This is a genomic window from Streptomyces sp. CA-106110, from assembly GCF_050936285.1.
Taxonomy (GTDB): Bacteria; Actinomycetota; Actinomycetes; order Streptomycetales; family Streptomycetaceae; genus Streptomyces.
In genome coordinates this window covers 11,094,750-11,112,937 of record NZ_JBNJNB010000001.1, presented here as the reverse complement: position 1 = coordinate 11,112,937, position 18,188 = coordinate 11,094,750, and the positions used below count along the sequence as shown (strand labels likewise).

Here is an 18,188-nt window from a genome sequence, read left to right as displayed (position 1 = left end):
CTGCATGACGTTATGCAGGCCCGGCAACCCTAGGTCCGTCGGCAACAGGACCGAGGAGAGACAACGGATCATGGCAGAGGCTCTTGTCGAGCAGCGCTCCATCGATGTCGTACCGGACGAGGAACGACACGGGACCGCCTTCTCACAGTTCACACTCTGGCTCGGTGCCAACCTTCAGATCACCGCCGTGGTGACCGGTGCACTCGCCGTCGTCTTCGGCGGGGACGTCGTCTGGTCGCTGGTCGGCCTGGTGGTGGGCAACTTGCTGGGCGGCGCCGTGATGGCGCTGCACTCCGCGCAGGGTCCCAAGCTGGGCCTCCCGCAGATGATCCAGTCGCGCGCCCAGTTCGGCGTGCGCGGCGCAGTGGTCCCGCTGCTGCTCGTGATCCTGATGTACGTCGGGTTCTTCGCGAGCGGCACGGTGCTCGCGGGTCAGGCGGTCGGCGAGCTCACCCACACGAGCCACACCTCAGGCATCGTGATCTTCGCCGTGGTCACGGCGGTCACGGCGGCCGTCGGCTACCGCGTCATCCACGCCCTCGGCCGGTTCGCGAGCGTCGTCTGCGCGCTCGCCTTCATCTACCTGGCCATACGACTGCTCGACCACGTGGACCTGTCGACGCTGCTGCACAACGCGCACTTCTCGCTGCCGATGTTCCTGCTCGCGATGTCGCTGTCGGCGTCCTGGCAACTCGCGTTCGGACCGTACGTGGCGGACTACTCGCGCTATCTGCCGCGCGCCACCTCCGGCCGGGCGACCTTCTGGTGGACCCTGTCGGGTTCGGCGCTCGGCTCACAGTGGTCGATGACGTTCGGCGTGCTGGTGGCGGCGACGGCGGGCGACAAGTTCCTCGCCAACCAGGTCGGCTACGTCGTCGGCCTCGGCGGCGCGGGCCTGATCGCGTCGTTCCTCTACTTCGTGATCGCGCTCGGCAAGCTGACCGTCAACGTGCTCAACACGTACGGCGGCTTCATGTCGATGGTCACCAGCGTCAGCGGATTCCGCGGCCAACGCGTGCTCTCGCAGCGCGGTCGGGCCGCGTACATCGCTCTGATCATGATCGCGGGCACGGCGGTCGCGCTCCTCGGCAAGGACAGCTTCCTGGCCTCGTTCAAGGACTTCCTGCTCTTCCTGCTGACCTTCTTCACGCCGTGGTCGGCCATCAACCTGGTCGACTACTACCTGATCTCGAAGGAGCGGTACGACATCCCGGCGCTCTTCGACCCCGCGGGCCGCTACGGTGCCTGGCGCTGGGACGCGCTCGGGGTCTACGCGGTGGGTCTGCTCGCCCAACTGCCGTTGCTCTCCACGGCCTTCTACACGGGCCCGCTGGTCGCCCCGCTGGGCGGCGCGGACATCTCCTGGATCGTCGGTCTCGTGGCGCCCGCGCTGCTGTACTGGCTGCTGGCCCGGCGAAACCCGCCCCTGCCGACGGGGAACCAGCCCAACACCATGACGGGGGCCAGCCCCAAGGCCGAGGCCGAGGCTGTATAAGGCCGAGCCCTATGCGGTGAGGCGGATCAGGCGCTCGCAGCGGCAGATGGTTGCTGCGAGCGAGTCCGAGCAAGGCCGGGGAGTTCCGGGCATGGCGCTCGTAGCGGTGCTTGAGCCCCCGGTAGCCGGTCAGCTGGGAGAAGGTGCGCTCGATGACCCATCCGCTGCGCCCCAGTCGTTCCCTGGACTCGACTCCTTTGCGCGCGATGCGGACGCCGATGCGCTCGCCACGTAACCGATGCTTCGGCATCACCGCGGCGGCCAGGCGCTTCACGTGGTGCGGGAGTGCAAAGGTCGGCTCGACGACGTAGCGGGGCTTCCCCAAGAGCAGGGTGGGGAAGCCCCTCAGCGCGCCCCACGGCCTGCAGTCACAACCGCTCTCCCGCAGCCCTCCCAGTGTCGGCCAGCCAGCCGCACTGTGTGTACCTCACACCCCAGACCTACCGGATCACACAGCGACTCTCAGCTTGATCTTTAACCTGCACGGTTCTTGTGTTCCGCGATGCTGAGATCGCGTTTCACGGTTTTACCGACGTCGTGGTTGGGTGCCCGGCGGCGGTTCTTCGAGCCGGTCGGGCGTCCGGGGCCGGGCCGGGAAGGTTTGGGTGCGGCCGCCGGACGGGCCGTCTTCGCTCGGAGGTTCCGAAACCCCCGCCGCACCCGCGCGGGCGTGAGCCGCCCCGGCTCGGCGGGCTTCTCCCAGGGGCGGCGAAGATCCTCGGCGAGTGGGCGGGCGAGCCGGAGCTGCGTGTGGGCGATGATGACCAGCCAGGTCCAGCGGTCCGCCGTATCGGGCTCACGGACCTTCGGACGGGTCCAGCCGAGCGTCTGCTTGATCATCCTGAAGGTGTGTTCAAGATCGAACCTTCGCAGGAAGGCCTGCCAGAACACATCGACCAGTCCAGCGCTCGCACCGGTGACCGACGACCACAGCCAGACCGGCTTGGGGTCACGGTCACCGGGCAGGTACTCGACCCTGAGGCGGATCAACGTGCCATGCAGAACGGGGAGGTCGCCCTCGTGGTCCAGCCAGGGCCCGCGGTGGGTGAGCCGGGGATGCATCCGGTCCCATGCCATCGCCTCGGCTTTCCCATAGCGGGTGGTGTCGGTGACGGTCGCCACCTCCGGCTCGTGCCAGGTGTCGGACTTGGCCAGGGTGAAGGTTCCGCCGTGCTTGCGGGGCCGGCCCCCCTTGGGGCTGTAACGGTGCGGTGGTGCGGGTCGAAGCAGCACCCGGTCGGAGCGGAGACGGCCCACCAGCTCGACCGGCAGGTCCGTGAGGACGAAAGCGAGGCGGGTGACGTCGTAGCCGGCGTCCATCACAATCAGGATGTCCGGGTCACCGTCGCTCCAGTGCCCTGCAGCGATGATCCGGTCGACAACTTCGCGGAGCTGGGCGGCGGTCACCGCAGTGGCGTCGTCGGCCGGGCCCAGCCGCACCGCGTCCAGCAGCGCGGTCCAGGATGTGCGTCCGGTCTCCAAGGCAGCGACGAAAGAGTAGGGCCAGCCCGGGATGAACTGCGAGTTGCTCTTGGCCCGCCCGTAGACATGACAGAACAGCCGCTCCGCGCTGGTCGGCGCATCGGGCCGCAGCCACGGCGAGACATCGACCGCCAGCACGATCCTCCCATCGGCCGCCCTGGGTAGCGGCAGGGACGCCAACGACCGGCGCAGACGTTCCACCTGGAGGCGCCCGCAGTTCAGCGCGTCGTACATCGCGCCGTGTCCCCGCTGGTGCTCCGCCACCAGCGTCAGGTCGACCAGCGAGGTGACCGGGCCGTCGGCACACAGAACCGCATCCGTCAGCTCGAACAGTGCATCCGCCCGCCGGGACAGGCAGGCATGGAAGTCCTCACGGAAGCAGGACAACACGGACAGCGACTCGACGCGGGCGGCGTCATCCAGAACACTCATCACAGCGGCCGTTTCTTGGTGCTTCGTTGCTCGACACTCCGAAGCCTCAAGGACGGCCGCGCCCTCTGTCCGGCGAATCAAGAACCCCGACAAGAAACGATCTTGCCGAGGTTAAAGATCAAGCTCAGCGGGCGTACGACCCCGACATCACCCATCAAGTTCAGGAGTGTCGCGTCAGGCAACGTTCGCCGCGTCGATGAATTCCTGTAGGCGCTCACCGGTGGCATGCCGGTGCCGCCCGTTGATCTACCGGCGGATCACGCTGCCCTGCTTCTTGTGGCCGGCATGGTCGGTGCCCTCGAGGGTGAACTGGACCTCGCTGCGGCTCAGCACATCTGGTCGAGACCGTTCACCACTGCACCGTGATCGGTGAGGGTCGCTCTTGACGGCCTCAGTGGACAGCGAGAGCGTCCAGCGCGCCGAATCTGAGATGCAGCGTCCGGAAAGCGGGCCGTCCCCACTCGGTACGCGCCTTGGAGCTGCGCGCCTCGCCATGGCCGCGGCCGGCTGCCCCGCACCGGCCGTCCAGCGCTTCTCGCTCGCGGAGGTGGCCGCTGCCCGCCGGGCGCTGGAGACGCGGGCAACGGTCGTGACGGTGGTGATCAAGCCCTGAACGCGAGGGTCGCTCCGGCAGGCGGAACCACCGATCGGCGGCATGTTGAGGAGCGATCTTCCCGGGCGATGGCCTTGACGCGCCCACCTCCGTAAGTCAATACTTACCGTTCGTGGGTACTTACCAAGCTGGCGATCCGCTGGGCGCTCTGGGGGATCCCACCAGGCGCGCCATCGTCGAGCGCCTGGCTGACAGGCCGCGCGCCGTCGGCGAACTCGCCGACGAGCTCCCGGTCAGCCGACCGGCGGTGTCCCAGCACCTGAAGGTGCTGAAGAACGCCGGGCTCGTGAGCGAGCGAGCGGACGGCACTCGCCGGATCTACCGGCTCAACCCGGCCGGCGTGGCCGCGCTGCGCGATCAACTCGAGACGTTCTGGAACCGGGCGTTGGCCGGCTACCAGGACGTCGCCGAAGAACCGGAAGAGGAAAATTCATGACCCAGGAAGCCGCCACCGTGGTCCGCAGGGAGATTGTGGTCGACGCGCCGCTCGAGCGGGCGTTCACCGTGTTCACGGAGCGGTTCGGCGACTTCAAGCCGCCGGAGCACAACCTTCTCGCGGTGGAGATCGCCGAGACCGTGTTCGAGCCGAAGGTCGGCGGCCATATCTACGATCGCGGCGTGGACGGCAGCGAGTGCCGCTGGGCGCGCGTCCTCGCCTACGAGCCGCCGGACCGGGTGGTGTTCAGCTGGGACATCGACCCCCAGTGGCAGATCGAGACCGAACCGGAGAACACCAGCGAGGTCGAGGTCCGGTTCGTCGCCGAGGCCCCGGAGCGCACCAGGGTGGAGCTGGAGCACCGCAACATCGACCGGCACGGCCCCGGCTGGCAGGCTGTCGCCGGTGGTGTCGCCGATGACGCCGGCTGGCCGCTGTACCTGGCTCGCTACGCCGCCCTGCTCGGATCCGGCAGCTGAAGGCCGTCCATCACGCGTGATCCCGGGAGGTGAGGAGAGGCCGACCGGCATCGCCCTGCCCGGAACGTGGGAGATGGACGGGCGGTGGCCTCGCCGATGGAGCGCGGCCACCGCCCGTCCGCGCCGTGCCCAGGGCGCTCTGGGAAAGCGGCCTGAGGCGTCCGGATCGCTGGATTCTCGCGGAGATTCGTGAGGTCAGCCGGCGTGCTCAGTCACCACGGGATGTAACTCAGCGCTTCAGTTGGCGAGTTGAGTGTTGTGCTCGGCGAGCAAGCTGATCTCGGCCCCGACACGCAAGTCCTCGCCGCTCGAATCGACCGAGACGCCACAACCCAACTCACCTGGGGTCATGGCGCATCAGCGCACAAGGCTCACATGTCGCGGTGTCGTCAAGGCTCCGCGTCAGGACGGGGCGAGGACGCAGAACTCGTGGCCCTCCGGGTCGGCCAGGCACGTCCACGGGACGTCGCCCTGGCCGAGGTCGAGGTCGGTGGCGCCGAGGGCCCGCAGCCGGGCCACCTCCGCTGCCTTGTCGTCACCGGGGTACGGCAGCAGGTCAAGATGGACGCGGTCTGGCACGGTCTTCACGTCGGGCGTGCGGAGGAACTCGAGATACGGGCCGACACCCTTGGCGGAGCGCAACGCCGCATGAGCGTCGGTCACCTCATGCAGGGTCCAGTCCATCGCCTCACCCCAGAACCGGGCCATGGCCCGCGGATCCTCGCAGTCGACCACCACCGCGGCGATCGGTCCGGTGTCCCGGTAGATCTCCCGGGGCTCCAGCACGCAGAACTCGTTGCCCTCGGGGTCGGCGAGGACCGTCCACGGCACATTGCCCTGGCCCACGTGGGCGGGCGTCGCCCCCAGAGCCTGGAGGCGCGCGACCAACTCCGCCTGATGGTCCGCAGAGCTGGTGGCGAGATCGAGGTGCACACGGTTCTTTGTCGCCGTCTTGGGCTCCGGGACGGGAACGACGTCGACGCAGACGGCGACCGGGTCCGGCCAAACGAGGCCGCCGCCGGGTCCGACGTAGGTCGTCACGCCGGGGCTGTAAGCACTCCAGCCGAGCGACTCCGCCCAGAACCGGCCGACCGCCGCGCCATCACGAGCCTTGATGTTCACCTGAACTGGTCGCAGTGCCATGTCGGCGATCCTATGCACCCGCACTGCACACACATCCGAATGGCCACGACTCGCCGTAAGCCATGACCTCTTGACAGGCGACAGAGTCCTACCTAGCTTTACAAGCAACAGCTTGTACAAGAGATCGCTTGTGCATCCGGAAGGAGACCGGGATGACCAGCACCACCAGCACGCGGACCGAGGACTTCAGCGCGGTCTTGAACCTCCCCTCCAGCCCCGACGCCGTGTCGGCGCTCTTCACCTCCGCCGCCGGCGTCAGCCGCTGGTGGGGCCCGACCGAGGGCGATGGAGCAGTCGGCGGCACGCTCGTCACCAGCTTCGGCGACTACGGCGTCAACGCGATGCGCGTCCTCGAAGCCGGACCCACCCGCGTGGTCTGGGAGTCCATCGCGCCCGACGGGACCACCCCAACCGGGCACACGCAGGAGTGGCTCGGCACGACGATGGAGTTCGACATCGTCGCCGCCGACACCGGCACCGAGCTCCGTTTCCGGCACGCCGGCCTGACCCCGCAGCTCGAGTGCTGGGACTCCTGTGTCGCCGGCTGGACGTACTTCATGGCGAGCATCGAGACCTATGCCAAGACCGGCATCGGCACCCCGTTCGGGGCTTGAGACCCTGGTCCGATGGCAGAGTCGAAGCAGTCGACGCCCGCGGCACCCGATGCGGTGCTGCGGGCGCTCGCCGACCCGCACCGCCGACAGATCCTGCGCCTCGTCCAACACGCCGAGCTACCTGCGGGCCAGATCGCGGCGAGCTTCACCCTCACCCAGCAGGCGGTCAGCCAGCACATCGGCGTGCTCAAACAGGCCGGCCTCCTCACCGAGCGCCGCGAGGGAACCCGCCGCCTCTACACGCTGCGCCACGAGTCGCTCGAGCCGGTACGCGAGCTACTCTCCGAGTTCTGGCCCGACGCCCTCAGCCGCCTGAAGAAGGCCGTCGAGACGGCCCATCCCCGACCACCGAAGAGGTAGCCGTGACCGCTCAGATCCGCAATGACGTCATCGTCGCGACCGAGCACATCAAGGCACCGCCCGAGGTGGTCTTCCCCTACTTCACCGACCCCGCGCTCATCGTCGAGTGGATCGGCGACCGGGCCGAACTCGACCCGCAGCCCGGCGGCGTGTTCTCGCTCGACATGGGCGAGGTCGTCGCCCGCGGCGCCTACATCACCGTCGAGCCGCCGCACCGCGTCGTGTTCAGCTGGGGCATCCCCGGCAACGACGCGCTGCCGCCCGGCGGATCGACCGTCGAAGTCACGCTGACACCTGACGGCGACGACACGCTGGTCGTACTCACGCACCGCGGCCTGCCGTCCACCCACATCGGCAACCACCGCGCCGGCTGGGAGCACCGGCTCGGGCGGCTGCGCGTCGAGGCCGGCTGAACCAGCTGCATGGTGGTGTACGGACTGGGGGCATCCGTCCATGCCGAAGTCCGGCGCGACGTTCTTGCCAGCGGCACTGAAGGGTGGGGGCGCAAGGTTCAGGGTCGCGCCCGAGGCCTCCGTGCGGTGAAGATTCGACACCTCCACCTCGCACGGAGGCCTTCGCCACGATCAAGAACCTCGACTGTCAACAACGCTCGCGGTCAGCGCATCTAGCTGATCCGCAGGCTCGCGATCAGCCCGTCCTTCAGAACGAAGGTCATGGGGCCGGTGCCGTTGTAGCCGTTGCCCGAGACGGTCAGCGTCACCACATAGGTGTCCTCGGAGGACTTCTCAACGCCCTTGAGGGCGAAGTTCGCCTGGACGCCGATGTTGTCAGTGCCGTTCCAACGTAAGCATTCACAAGGAATGCCTGTCGACATTTGACGCTGTGTGATATCTGCTGGTCAGGTGGCCAGGGCGATGGGTGGCATCCAGAGGTTGCCGGTGAAGGCGCGGCGGATGGCGTCGAAGGGGTTCAGGCCGTGCTTGCGGGCGGAGTCGAGGTATGAGCGCACGGCGAGCCAGGCCGCGGCACCGTGTTCGGACTGGTGGCAACCGGAGATCTTGACCTGGGTCTTGACCGGTCGCAGTGCTCTCTCGCCGGTGTTGTTGGTGAAGGGCACGTGTCGGGGGTGGTCGGCGAAGCGGAGCACGTTGTTCGCCTGGTCGCGGAGCCGTTCCAGCAGGTTGCGGGCCGGGGACTGCTTGCGGCCGGGGGCTCTGGGGTGGAGCGCGAGTCCGGCGGTGACGCCTCGGTGGTAGTGCTGCTGGTAGAACAGCAGCGAGGTGGGGCCGATCTCGGCTCTCTCGCCGTCCCTGACGCGCCGGGCCTGGCGGTTCAGGCCCGCCAGGGCCCAGTGGATCTGCTGGTGCCACTTCTGCTTGGGATGGTCTTGCTCGGCGGCGGTCAGCTCGCGGATCAGGTGCGCGCCGCACAACTGGTGGTCCGCGTCCGGGTAGCCGGCGTAGAGCGAGAGCGAGTCGTGGACCAGCGTGCCGCGGAAACCCGGCAGGATGCCCAGGGAGTTGGCGCCCTCACGCGAGCGCGGCGCCAGGGCCAGGTGGGTCAGTTGCTCGGTACAGGCCACATGCAGCCAGCGGCGCTTGGCGCCGATCCGGGTGGTGGTCTCGTCCGCGTGCAAGATGTGGCCGAGCATCAGCAGGGTTTTGATGAGGTTCAGCGAGTCGCCGGTCAGTTCGGCGGCCTCGGCGACCATACCGCTGACCCAGCCGGTGGACACCGCGGCGCCGGTCAGGTCGGCTATCAGCCGGGCGGTCCGCTCGACGGGGACGTGGTGAAAGACGACCAGGTAGACCGCCAGTGCGCGCAGGTTCGGGCCGTAGGACGCGGGCGAGCCCGCCAGGTGGTCGGGTGCCTCGGCTGTGGTGGTGTGCCCGCAGCCGCAGCGGACCTTGTGCAGCCGGTACTCGGTGACCTTCACCGTGACCAGGGGGATGTCGCTGACCTGACGGCGAGCGAAGCCGACTGAGGGCGCGCCGCGCAAGTGGCTGCCGCAGTCCGCGCAGGCACGCGGGCGATGGTTCTCGACCTGGTCCGGATTCTCGACCATGCCCAACCCCGCACCGGGCGCGCCCTTGCGCCTGCCCCGCCGGGCCTGGCCCTTCGGCTGCGCCTCGGGCTTGTCGTCCTTCGGCAGACCGAACACGTCCTGCGAGGGCGGGAAGTTGGAGTTGCCCGAGTTGCGGTTCAACCGCCGTTCCAACTCCACGACCCGCTTCGTCAGGCGCTCGTTGGCGGCAGCGAGCTGCGCGTTCTGGTCCTCCAGCAGTGCGGCCCGCGTCTCCAGCACAGTGTTCCGCTCTTCGAGCAGTGCACACCGCTCGGCCAGCGCCACGTTCTGCTCGCGCAGCAGCGCAATCAGCGCGAGGAGGTCCTCACGCGACGCGGCGGACTCGGCAGCAACAGACACGATCCCGCAGCGTGCCAGAGACCACGACGGCCTGTCACATCGTCAACTCGCCACCAGCGGACAGACCACGTGAATGCTTACGTTCCAACTACTCACGCCGTCCCGTCCGTGGAACTCACGGCCCCAGTCATTGAGATACGCGTCAGGGGTGAAAGCGGCCACAAAGGCCGCCGCATCGCCTTCGTTGGTCGCGTCGATGAACGTGCGGATGGCGGGGGGAATCTCGATGTCCGTCACGGTGACGACTCCTTCGCTTCAGGTCGGTTCGGGACTGGCCGCATTGCGGCCGAGCAGCCCTGTCCGACGTCAACGAGCGCGGCAGCGATGGCCATTCCGCCCGGACGCCGGTAGAACGCCGGTGGAGGAATTCCGACGGGTGCGTTCCCGCCGGCTGCCGCTCGTGTCCCAGGGCACCGTGTCGGCCCCCGCGACAGAGTCGGGTGCCCCAACTGGAAGGCAGATCCCTTCGGCGTGCCGCACCCCGATCGTTGAGCCGGCCTGACGTAGAGGGCGGCCCGGCACTTGGCCTCTGGGCGCGGAGCCCGACCGAATAAACCATCCGGTTGTTTTCTCGAACGAGGCACGCTAGATTTCCAACCAACCGGATGGATGCAAGTTTAGCGACGGGCCAGCGTCATACAGCGTCACAGCGCCGTCACCCCAGTCAGTAAATTCAGCTTGGAGCAACGATCATGGGCACATGGTTGGTCACCGGTGCGTCGTCGGGCATCGGCCGCAAGGTCGCGGAGCAGCTTCTCAAGCGCGGTGACAAGGTCGCCGCCGTGCCACGGCGCAGGGATCGCCTGAACGACCTGGCCGAACAGTACGGCGACCAGATCTGGACGGCTCAGCTCGACGTCACCGACACCGAGGCCCTGCGCGCCGTGATCGACCGAGTCTTCGCGGAGCTTGGTCAGGTGGACGTCGTCTTCTCCAACGCCGGCTCCGGCGCCGTCGGTGCCGCCGAGGAGCTCGAGGACTCGATGATCGAGCAGCAGATCGCCCTCAACCTGGTGGCCCCGATCCAGCTCGCCCGCGCCGTATTCCCCCGCCTGCGCGCCCAGGGCGGCGGCCGATTCATCCAGACCTCCACCATGGGCGGTCAGATCACCTCGCCGGGCGCCAGCATGTACCACGCTTCCAAGTGGGGTGTGGAGGGCTTCCTGGAGTCGGTGGCCCCTGAGGTCGCGCCGTTCGGCATCGGGATCACGCTGGTGGAGCCTGGCGTCGTGCGCACCGACTTCGGTGCCGCGCTCTCCATCGCCCCGCCGATCCCCGCCTACGCCTCGACGCCCGTAGGCCAGATGCGCCAGTACATCGAGGCGTCGTGCGGCAACCTGACGGGCGACGCAAGCGGTGACCCCGAGAAGGTGGCGGCCGCGGTCATCGACTCCGTGGACATCAACCCGGCCCCCCTGCGGCTTGCGCTCGGCAGCGACTCCTACGGGGCCATCCAGGCCGCACTCCAGCGCCGGCTCGCCCAGCTCGAGAGCACGAAGTCCATCTCCTTCTCCACCGACTACGACCAGTAGCCCACCCGGCGTACGTCCCTCAACAGCGCCCCTCCCTCCGGCCCGCCGGACAAGTGCCGGCAGCGGCAGTCCTGCCGGCTGTACCGACGGTCTCAGCACCCTCAGAGCAGAGTTAAGGAAACCCCACCGTGAGCCTCACCGACTTCCGCACGCTCGGACGCACCGGTCTTCGTGTCAGCCCCCTGGCTCTGGGCACGATGACCTTCGGCGACCCCTCCTGGGGCGCCGACGAGCAGACCTCGCTCGACATCCTCGCGCGCTACATCGAGGCGGGCGGCAACTTCATCGACACCGCAAACCGCTATATGGAGGGGCGTTCCGAGCAGGTGATCGGCTCGTACCTGCGCAAGTACCCGGATCAGCGGGACCGGCTCGTCATCGCGACCAAGTTCGCCCTCTCGATGGACCCAACCGACCCGAACAACGGCGGCACCAGCCGCAAGGCCATCCGCAAGCACATCGACGCCTCGCTGGAGCGGCTCGGCACCGACTACATCGACCTGTACTGGCAGCACAACTGGGACCAGCACACACCGCTGGAGGAGACCATGTCCACGCTGGACGATCTCGTCCGCGAGGGCAAGGTCCGCTATGTGGGCCTCTCCGACAGCCCTGCCTGGGCGGTCGCCCGCATGGCGACGCTCGCCGAGTGGCGCGGCTGGGCCCCGGTCGCCGCCCTCCAGCTCGAATACTCGCTGCTGGAACGCACCTCCGAGGGCGAGCTGTTCGGCGCCGCGCGGGAACTCCGCCTCGGCGTCCTGCCCTGGAGTCCGCTCGCCAATGGCGTGCTGACCGGCAAGTACACGCGTGAGAATCACAACCCGGAGGGCGCCGGCCGCGGCATGTTCGTCGGCCACCATCTCAACGAGCAGACCTTCGCTCTGCTCGACGTGCTCGCCCGCATCGCCAAGGAGCTGGACACCACGGTCGCCGCGGTCTCGCTGGCTTGGGTCCGCCAGCAGCCCTTGACCACGGCCACGGTCATCGGCGCCCGTACGGTCGCACAACTCGAGGCCAACCTGGCCTCCCTGGACGTCACCCTCTCCCCCGACCACCTCACCGAACTCGACGTCCTCACCGCCCCGGCCCTCAACTTCCCCCTCCCCTTCCTCAAGGCTCTCGGCGTCCCCGCCCAGCAGGGCACAACGATCATCAACGGTGTCAGGGCCGACGCCTGACCGACACGGCACACGGCTCGCCCTGTGGTGCACACCCCTCACGGGTGGGTACCACAGGGCATCGCTGCCAGGCCGTACTCACCGCGGGCTTCGCCGTACTGCTCCAGCGAGCGCGTGCCGGTTCGCGGATCACGGCTGTGCCCAAGTACGGGGCCGAGTCCAAGTACAGGGTTGCGCAACGAGCCCAGAGCGCTCCGCAGCTGACGTGCCTTCAGCGTCGGACTGCTGATGCCGGCGCGGGGTCAGAAGGCGCGGTAGGGAGAGAACCCCTCCCCCGGCGTACAACAGGATCATGCGCAGCCCGGGACAGCGGTCCAGGGTGCCCGCAACGAAACAGACATACGGCGCATTCATCAGATGACGGGCCTACGCTCCATGCCGCACGGCCGCGACCCAATTGAGCGCCAGCGGGTCGATCGGCGCCCCCAGGGCACGGGCAGCGGCAATCCCCGTATCCACCCCAACCGTGCCGGCGCAAGCGCGCGAGTTGCCCGGTGCGTACGCAAACGACGTCACTGCGACCGACCCACGACGGAGACCCTTTGGCCTCGCCAGGACACCCAGCGTGCCCCGCACGTGGTCCGGGACCCAACGGACCGTTTTCGAGCGATGTGCGGCGGCGACCGCGACGTACCGACCCGGTCGGTCCAATCCCCCCTTGCTGTTTGAGCGTTCATGGCGCGCCCCCTTGGAGTGTTCAAAGTCCACTCGGAGCGCGTCAAAGATAGGAGACGGATCTCCGACTCCCCTACTGCGATCGGCACTTCGGCTGGCCCCCGGACACAGGCTCCGTCCCCACCCGAGGCGCTTCCCCTGCACGGACGGCGACCCAGCGAAAACATCCAAGGCGTCCCACCCGCCAACTCCCCCGCCCTCGTCTGCTCACGCAAATACAGCCAACACGTCAACCCGCCCCCGCGGCCTCGGCTTTCACGACGATTCCGGCATCAGGGGTTGACAGGACTCTTCTCACACCACAGCCTTTGGCAACGTTGTCATTCTTCGTTGGCACCGGGCGTGCTGAGCTGGTCGGCCAGGTCGCTCCGGCCCACGCCGCTGTCTTTTTTGATGGGACATCACGCTCATGAGAGATCAGGAGAGTCCGTCGCGGCACGTGTCGCGACGGTCGGTCGTCACCACGGGCTCCACACTGCTGGCAGGGTTCGGCCTCGGATCGCTGATGCCCGTGGCGACCGCCGCGGCCGCCGGCACCGACGCGTCCACCGCCTCCTCCTCGCCACAGGAACTCGCGCTCTACCGGCCGGTCACGGTGTCCTCGACGGCCTACGCGCCCACCCCGGCGGAGTTCGTGGTCGACCGGCTCACCTCGCCGGGCGTGCGCGGCAGTGGCTGGCGAGCGGAGGCGAGCGATCCGCAGTGGATATCGATCGATCTTCAGTCCGTCTGCGATGTCACGTGGATCCGTCTGACGTTCGAGGCGGACGCGAGCGACCCCGTCTTCACGCCGCCCAGCACCGGCAATCCGAACAGCGGCACCACGGGCAAGGAGATCCTGTCCAGCTACGCCGTCGAGTTCGTGGTGGAGACCTCCCTGGACAACAAGTCCTGGACGAGCGTCTACCGTACGACCGCGGGCACCGGCGGAGTCGTGAACCTCCAGCTCGCGCGCCCGGTGACGGCCCGCTGGGTGCGGATGACCTCGCGTCGGCGCTCCAGCGCCAACCCGCTGGGACTGAACGGCTTCGAGGTCTACGGCACGCCCAAGGGGCGGCGTCCTTCCGCCACCGGCTGGACCGACTGGGGTACCGACACAAGTCGCCCGCCGAAACTGGCGGTAGCCGCCGACGGCACCGTGCCGCTGGAGTCGGGCTGGCGGCTGACGCTCGACGACTGGGCCGACGCCGACGGTTCGGCTCTGTCACGGACGTCCGTCGACACGAGCGGCTGGCTGCCGGCCACCGTGCCGGGCACGGTCCTGACCTCGCTCGTGGACCAGGGCAAGCTGCCCGACCCGGTTGTCGGCTTGAACAACCTGCACGTCCCCGAAGCGTTGTCACGGCACTCTTGGTGGTACAAGCGCGACTTCGAGCTGCCGCGCGGTCTGCGCACGGGGGGTGGCCGGCGCATCTGGCTGGAGTTCGACGGCATCAACCACAAGGCCGACATATGGCTCAACGGTCAGCACGTGGGCGGTCTGACGTACCCCTTCGCACGCTCGACGCACGACGTGACCGGACTGCTCACAGCAGGCGAGACCAACGCGCTCGCGGTGCGGACCGACCCCATGCCCGTCCCCGGCAGCCCCGGTGACAAGGGCCCGGCCGGCGAGTCCTGGGTGGACGCCGGCGCCAACCAGATGAACCTCAACTCACCCACGTACCTGGCTTCCTCGGGCTGGGACTGGATGCCCGCGGTGCGGGACCGGGCGGCCGGCATCTGGAACCACGTACGGCTGCGCTCCACCGGCCACGTCGTCATCGGCGACCCGCGGGTGGACACCATCCTGCCGGACCTGCCCGACGTGTCGGTCGCCGAGCTGACCCTCGTCGTCCCGGTGCGCAACGCCGACACCGCCGACCACCAGGCGACCGTCGTAGCGTCCTTCGACGACGTCCAGGTGAGCAAGGTCGTCACCGTCCCGGCCGGACAGAGCGTCGATGTCACGTTCGCCCCGGACACCTTCCGCCAACTGCGGCTGCGCAACCCCAAGCTGTGGTGGCCCAATGGGCTCGGCGACGCCGACCTGCACACGCTCACCCTCGTGGCATCGGTGGACGGCGCCGAAAGCGACCGCCGCACCACGCGGTTCGGCATCCGGCAGTTCGGCTACGAGTACAAGGTGCCGCTGCCCTTCGCCGCCTCCGGCGACGCCTACACGCAGACCGTGACCTTCGATCGGCAGCAGGCCCGCCACGTGCGCGTCAAGTGCCTCACCCGGGCCACCTCCTGGGGCTCCTCGCTGTGGACCCTGTCCGTACTCGACAGCTCCCGGCCCACCACGGATCTCGCCCTGCACGCACCGGCCGAGGCATCGAGCGTGGACGAAAGCGACCACGGCGCGGCCAACGCGACCGACGGCGACCCGAACACCCGCTGGTCCTCCGCCTACGAGGACGACCAGTGGATCACGGTCGACCTGGGTTCCCAGCAGTCCTTCGACCGAGTCGACCTGGTCTGGGAGCAGGCGTACGCGAAGACGTTCGTGGTGCAGGTTTCCGCCGACGGCTCCACCTGGACCGACGAGGCCTCCGTCGACAACACCGCCGTACCGCTGCCGTTCAACAACGGCAACGCGAGCCTCCAGGTCGAGGACTTCGACGCCCGTACGGCCCGCTACGTCCGTATCGCCTGCGGGGTGCGCAACACCAGCTGGGGCAACTCCCTGTGGTCACTAGGTGTCGTCAACAGCGCCGACCACGGACACGATCTCGCACTTCACAAAACGGCGACCGCCTCCAGCGAAGACCCGGGCAACCCCGCCTCGAACGCCACGGACGGCAACCCAGGCAGCCGCTGGTCGTCCGCCTACGAGGACAACCAGTGGATCCAGGTCGACCTCGGCTCGGCGCAGCAATTCGACCGTGTGGCCATCGTGTGGGAAGTGGCCTACCCGAAGACGTATGTCATCCAGGTCTCCGACGACGGCAGTTCGTGGACCGACGTGAAGTCGGTGTCCAACACTCCTGACCCGCTGACGATCACCGTGAACGGTGTCCGGGTACTGGCCCGCGGTGGCAACTGGGGCTGGGACGAGTTGCTGCGCCGCATGCCGCCGGAGCGCATGGACGCGGCGGTGCGCATGCACCGCGACATGAACTTCACCATGATCCGCAACTGGGTGGGTACGTGCGACCGCGAGGAGTTCTTCGCGGCCTGTGACGAGCACGGCATCCTCGTGTGGAACGACTTCCCCAACGCGTGGGGGATGGACCCGCCGAACCACGACGACTTCATCTCGATCGCCCGGGACACCGTGCTGCGCTACCGCATCCACCCCAGTGTGGTCGTCTGGTGCGGCGCTAACGAGGGCAACCCGCCCGCGGCGATCGACAAGGGCATGCGCGACGCGGTCGAGCAGCAGGCACCCGGTCTGCTCTACCAGAACAACTCGGCGGGCGGGATCATCACCGGCGGCGGCCCCTACGGGTGGGTCGAGCCCCAGAAATACTTCGACGCCTCCACGTACGGCAGCAGAGACTTCGGCTTCCACACCGAGATCGGCATGCCGGTCGTGTCCACCGCCGCGAGCATGCGCAACATGACGGGCGACGAGCCCGAGTGGCCGATTCGCGGGGCGTGGTACTACCACGACTGGAGCGAGCACGGGAACCAGGCGCCGCAGACCTACAAGGCGGCCATCGAGACCCGACTCGGGCAGGCGCGGGACCTCGACGACTTTGCCCGTAAGGCCCAGTTCGTCAACTACGAGAACACACGGGCGATGTTCGAGGCGTGGAACGCCAACCTCTGGGACAACGCCACCGGTCTGATGCTGTGGATGTCCCACCCCGCCTGGCACAGCACGGTCTGGCAGACCTACGACTACGACTTCGACGTCAACGGCACCTACTACGGCGCCCGCGCGGCCTGCGAGCCCCTGCACGTGCAGGCCGACCCTGAGGGCCGGGTCATCGCGGTCAACCACACCCGCCAGGACCTGAAGCACATCACGGTCTCCGCCACGCTGTTCGATCTGACCGGCAGCCGACTGGGCCCGGCCAAGAGCGTCCAACTGGACGTGGCGTCGGCCGCCACCGCGAAGGCGTTCACCGCCGCGTGGACGGATGACCTGCCCGATCTGCATCTCCTGCGGCTCACGCTGGAGAGCGCCGACGGCCGCGTGCTGTCCGACAACACCTACTGGCGCTACCGAACACCCGACGCCATGCGGAAACTGACCGAGGCGCGACAGGTGAAGGTCACCGGCTCGGTGACCCGCCAGACGCAGTCCGGGGACCGTCACGAGCTGACCGCGACGATCCGCAACCGCGGTTCGGTGGTCGCCTCGATGGTCCGGCTGTCGCTGCTGGACGACGCCACGGGACACCGTGTGCTGCCGACCCTCTACAGCGACAACTACCTGTGGCTGCTGCCCGGTGAGTCCAAGACGGTCACCCTGTCCTGGCCCGCCCACGCCCTGCCCTCGCGCCGGCCCCGGCTCGAGGTGACGGCGTTCAACGGGAGTTCCTCCTCGGTCCGTCCGTAGCAGTGCTCGGTCCCGGTGCTCGCCGCACCGGGGCCGTGCCTCCCACCAGACACACGGCGGCCCGCGACCGGCTTGACGGCGCAGGCCGCCGCGTCCACCGCCGTAACCACCGCACCGCGTACACCGGGCGGCATGGGCGACGTGCTGACGGTACGCAATTCCACCGGGCGCCTGAAGGGATCTTCGTCGACCACCAGCGTGAGCGCCGGACGGGCTGGGCTGCTAGGCCTGCGTGGCAGGGGCGAGCGGTCCGGTCCGGGGGTGGATCCGGTGCCGAGCGCATTCCCGTGCACCGCCGGAAACCGTGGTGCGTGGCACGTACCGGCTGGCGTGCGTGCGAAGGACGGACCGTGCGGTGTCATCTACCGTCCAAGAGGCCGACGAGGAGGGCGTCCCAGTCCACGTCGTTCAGTTCCTCGCCCGCCGGCACCATGTCGCAGGTGTCGAACAGCCACTTCTCCAGGGCGCGCCGGTCGATCTCGAACAGCGCGCTGGCCCCACGCGTCGCAAGCCGAAGCCGCAGCAGGGACCGGCCTCGGCTGTGCACTGGCCAGGCCCGGACGTCCCCGATGCCGCTGGATTCCAGCAGTCCCTCGCACAGCAGGTCGCGGCCGAGGTGCCAGGTGACGGCGGGGCCGTCCTCCGACCGGAGGACGACGGTCACCAGCAAGGGGTCATCGGGGGCGAACCGGAACTCGGCGCCGAGCGGGACCCGGACGTCCTCCCACAGCACCCGGTGCACGACCAGCGAGAGGGGGGCCATACGCCCGGTTCCGGAGTGCTGTGCCTGTGGTTCGAATTGGTTCCCGCTCATGGAGACCTCCCCTTGCATACGGCGCTTCTCCCTAACGTGGCCGTTGGAGGGCGTAGT

General features: G+C 68.5%; 16 protein-coding genes and 1 pseudogene. 10 read left to right on the top strand and 7 right to left on the bottom strand.

Going from position 1 to position 18,188, the window contains the following annotated elements:
- Positions 1-70 precede the first annotated feature (70 nt).
- Positions 71-1,495 carry a purine-cytosine permease family protein gene (locus ACQEXA_RS51250; protein ID WP_433133460.1) on the top strand — a complete coding sequence of 475 codons (1,425 nt, stop codon included), beginning with the start codon at positions 71-73 and terminating at the stop codon, positions 1,493-1,495.
- A gap of 9 nt (positions 1,496-1,504) precedes the next feature.
- Here the strand turns inward: ACQEXA_RS51250 and ACQEXA_RS51245 are convergent.
- Both ACQEXA_RS51245 and ACQEXA_RS51240 read right to left on the bottom strand, forming a co-directional pair.
- Positions 1,505-1,730: pseudogene (locus ACQEXA_RS51245) on the bottom strand (IS5/IS1182 family transposase); the annotation flags it as partial.
- Positions 1,731-1,969: 239 nt separating this feature from the next.
- The gene (locus ACQEXA_RS51240) at positions 1,970-3,409 is read right to left on the bottom strand and encodes an NF041680 family putative transposase (RefSeq protein WP_433128087.1); all 1,440 of its coding nucleotides are present in this window, start codon (positions 3,407-3,409) and stop codon (positions 1,970-1,972) included.
- Between the two features lie 430 nt (positions 3,410-3,839).
- Here ACQEXA_RS51240 and ACQEXA_RS51235 point away from each other — a divergent pair, with 430 nt between their 5' ends.
- The 3 genes from ACQEXA_RS51235 to ACQEXA_RS51225 all read left to right on the top strand — a co-directional run bounded on the left by ACQEXA_RS51235 (position 3,840) and on the right by ACQEXA_RS51225 (position 4,937).
- Positions 3,840-4,022 (top strand): hypothetical protein, encoded by a 183-nt coding sequence (locus ACQEXA_RS51235; RefSeq protein WP_433133458.1) that lies wholly within the window; start codon positions 3,840-3,842, stop codon positions 4,020-4,022.
- A gap of 112 nt (positions 4,023-4,134) precedes the next feature.
- Positions 4,135-4,458, top strand: coding sequence for an ArsR/SmtB family transcription factor (locus ACQEXA_RS51230; RefSeq protein ID WP_359398647.1), 324 nt, complete (start codon positions 4,135-4,137; stop codon positions 4,456-4,458).
- Entirely contained in the window at positions 4,455-4,937 is a 483-nt protein-coding gene (locus ACQEXA_RS51225; RefSeq protein ID WP_432922903.1) for an SRPBCC family protein, read from the top strand. Before ACQEXA_RS51230 ends, ACQEXA_RS51225 begins: the two co-directional genes overlap by 4 nt.
- Before the next feature lie 402 nt (positions 4,938-5,339).
- On the opposite strand, the gene ACQEXA_RS51220 is transcribed toward ACQEXA_RS51225, so the two are convergent.
- Positions 5,340-6,080, bottom strand: coding sequence for a VOC family protein (locus tag ACQEXA_RS51220; protein WP_432922906.1), 741 nt, complete (start codon positions 6,078-6,080; stop codon positions 5,340-5,342).
- A gap of 152 nt (positions 6,081-6,232) precedes the next feature.
- Here ACQEXA_RS51220 and ACQEXA_RS51215 point away from each other — a divergent pair, with 152 nt between their 5' ends.
- From ACQEXA_RS51215 to ACQEXA_RS51205, 3 genes are read left to right on the top strand one after another with little or no spacing between them, the layout of a single operon-like run.
- Entirely contained in the window at positions 6,233-6,694 is a 462-nt protein-coding gene (locus ACQEXA_RS51215) for an SRPBCC family protein (RefSeq protein WP_433133456.1), read from the top strand.
- Between the two features lie 12 nt (positions 6,695-6,706).
- Positions 6,707-7,054 carry an ArsR/SmtB family transcription factor gene (locus ACQEXA_RS51210; RefSeq protein WP_432922912.1) on the top strand — a complete coding sequence of 116 codons (348 nt, stop codon included), beginning with the start codon at positions 6,707-6,709 and terminating at the stop codon, positions 7,052-7,054.
- Positions 7,055-7,056: 2 nt separating this feature from the next.
- Positions 7,057-7,467 (top strand): SRPBCC family protein, encoded by a 411-nt coding sequence (locus tag ACQEXA_RS51205; RefSeq protein WP_433133454.1) that lies wholly within the window; start codon positions 7,057-7,059, stop codon positions 7,465-7,467.
- 212 nt (positions 7,468-7,679) lie between these two features.
- Here ACQEXA_RS51205 and ACQEXA_RS51200 read toward each other — a convergent pair whose 3' ends face one another.
- From ACQEXA_RS51200 to ACQEXA_RS51190, 3 genes are read right to left on the bottom strand one after another with little or no spacing between them, the layout of a single operon-like run.
- On the bottom strand, positions 7,680-7,889 hold the full coding sequence (locus ACQEXA_RS51200; protein WP_433133452.1) for a hypothetical protein: 210 nt from the start codon (positions 7,887-7,889) through the stop codon (positions 7,680-7,682).
- A gap of 24 nt (positions 7,890-7,913) precedes the next feature.
- Positions 7,914-9,440: an IS66 family transposase gene (tnpC, locus tag ACQEXA_RS51195; RefSeq protein WP_432926078.1), complete on the bottom strand. Its 1,527-nt coding sequence runs from the start codon at positions 9,438-9,440 to the stop codon at positions 7,914-7,916.
- 42 nt (positions 9,441-9,482) lie between these two features.
- Positions 9,483-9,677, bottom strand: a complete 195-nt coding sequence (locus tag ACQEXA_RS51190; RefSeq protein WP_433133450.1) for a nuclear transport factor 2 family protein — start codon at positions 9,675-9,677, stop codon at positions 9,483-9,485.
- 455 nt (positions 9,678-10,132) lie between these two features.
- Between ACQEXA_RS51190 and ACQEXA_RS51185 the strand changes: the two genes are divergently transcribed.
- From ACQEXA_RS51185 to ACQEXA_RS51175, 3 genes are all read left to right on the top strand, one after another.
- Entirely contained in the window at positions 10,133-10,972 is an 840-nt protein-coding gene (locus ACQEXA_RS51185) for an SDR family oxidoreductase (RefSeq protein ID WP_433133448.1), read from the top strand.
- A 128-nt stretch (positions 10,973-11,100) separates the two neighbouring features.
- Positions 11,101-12,150 (top strand): aldo/keto reductase, encoded by a 1,050-nt coding sequence (locus ACQEXA_RS51180; RefSeq protein WP_432922924.1) that lies wholly within the window; start codon positions 11,101-11,103, stop codon positions 12,148-12,150.
- Between the two features lie 1,084 nt (positions 12,151-13,234).
- Positions 13,235-17,317 carry a discoidin domain-containing protein gene (locus ACQEXA_RS51175; RefSeq protein ID WP_433133446.1) on the top strand — a complete coding sequence of 1,361 codons (4,083 nt, stop codon included), beginning with the start codon at positions 13,235-13,237 and terminating at the stop codon, positions 17,315-17,317.
- A gap of 358 nt (positions 17,318-17,675) precedes the next feature.
- Here the strand turns inward: ACQEXA_RS51175 and ACQEXA_RS51170 are convergent, their stop codons facing one another.
- The gene (locus ACQEXA_RS51170; RefSeq protein WP_433133444.1) at positions 17,676-18,131 is read right to left on the bottom strand and encodes an SsgA family sporulation/cell division regulator; all 456 of its coding nucleotides are present in this window, start codon (positions 18,129-18,131) and stop codon (positions 17,676-17,678) included.
- Positions 18,132-18,188: the final 57 nt, after the last annotated feature.